This is a genomic window from Paraburkholderia sp. EG304 (assembly GCF_046543485.1).
GTDB classification, from domain to species: Bacteria; Pseudomonadota; Gammaproteobacteria; order Burkholderiales; family Burkholderiaceae; genus Paraburkholderia; species Paraburkholderia youngii.
The window spans coordinates 1-1,484 of sequence record NZ_JBKGUA010000209.1 but is presented as its reverse complement, the minus strand read 5'-3'; the positions used below and the strand labels follow the sequence as shown (position 1 = coordinate 1,484).

Annotated in this window: 1 protein-coding gene; it reads right to left on the bottom strand. The window is 70.4% G+C overall.

What is annotated here, in order from left to right; translation table 11 throughout:
• A partial coding sequence (locus ACLFKU_RS43390; RefSeq protein WP_410853347.1) for a PAS-domain containing protein occupies positions 1-1,458 on the bottom strand: 1,458 nt, incomplete at its 3' end.
• Between the last annotated feature and the right edge of the window lie 26 nt (positions 1,459-1,484).

The window sequence follows — 1,484 nt, the reverse complement described above, 5'->3', positions numbered from 1 at the left end:
CCGATGCTCCAGGGCATCGGCCAGCGAGCGCAGCTCGCGCGCGGTGTTCTTGTAGCTGGTGATGTCTGCGTAGCTGGTCACGAAGCCGCCGTCGGGCAGGGGATTGCCGCGTATTTCCAGCACGGTGCCGTCGTCCTTCTCGCTCTCGCGCATGTGCGGGCGGCCACTGCGCAGATGGTTGAGGCGACGCTCGATCGCCTCTTCGATCGGCCCGGGCCCGAGCAGGCCACGGCGCGCGTTGAAGCGGAAAATCTCTTCGATCGGCCGCCCGACCTGGATCAGGCCGGACGGAAACCGGAACAGCTCCAGATAGCGCGCGTTCCACGCCACCAGCTTCTGTTCGCTGTCGATCACCACCACGCCCTGCGGCAGGTGCGCCAGGCTGCGGCTCAGGCCGCTGTCGGCCTGCTGGGCGGCCTGCAGCACGCCGTCCTGCGCGGTACGCAGCTCCTGTGCATGCTGTTTGAGCACGCTTTCCAGCTCGCGCCGGCTGCGCTGGCGATGGGCGGCCAGGCGCCGCCGCTGCTGGATGAACAACACCAGGAAACCCAGTGCCAGCCACGCCGCACCGCCCCCGATGGCGGCACTGCGCCCGGCGCTGGTGGCAGCGCCGGCATCGTGCAGCAGATGCAGGTTCCACTGCTCCTCGGGCAGCGCCAGGGTCTGCCAGAGCATCTCGCCCGGCAGCACCGGATCGAGCAGGTGGACCATGCGGCCGCCATCGTCGAGCACGCTGCCGGTGCGTACCCGCAGCGGTTGCAGCGAGCGGTCGGCGTACTGGCGGCTGTCGAGCATCTCGCTGCGTTCGGCCGGGCCCAGCGGGCGCAGCAGCCGGTAGCGCCAGGCGTCGCGGTTGGCCAGGAACACCACATCGTGCTCGTCGCTGGCCAGCACCACGTCCGGGCTGGTCAGCCATTCCTGCTCCAGCGCGGCCAGTTCGATCTTGATCACCACCACGCCGATGCGCGCGCCGTCTTCCTCGATCGCCTGCGACAGGTAATAGCCCGGCACGCCGGTGGTCATGCCGATGCCGTAGAAGCGGCCGTGGCCGGTGGCCAGTGCCTGGCGGTAATAGGGGCGGTAGCTGTAGTCCTCGCCGACGTTGCTGCTGGGCTGGTCCCAGTTGCTGGCGGCCACGGCCACGCCGTCACGCCCGACCAGGGTCAGGGTGGAGGCGCGGGTAACCTGGTTGGCCCGCTGCAGTTTCAGGTTCAGCCGCTGGCGGGCGGCGGCATCGGGGCGCTGCAGCAGCGCCCCGCGCAGGTCCGGGTCCAGCGCCAGCACCTGCGGCAGCGTACCGAAGCGGTCGATGCGCTGCTGCAGGCCCTGGGCGTACAGCGCCAGCTGGGGCTGTACCTGGCCGCTTTCTTCGTTCAGCGCGCGGCGCCAGGCGTAGTGGCCGGCCGCGGCCGCGCACAGCACGGTGCCGCCGATCATCACCAGCAGGGTCAACAGCAGGGTGCGGTGGCGGCCGAGCCAGTACA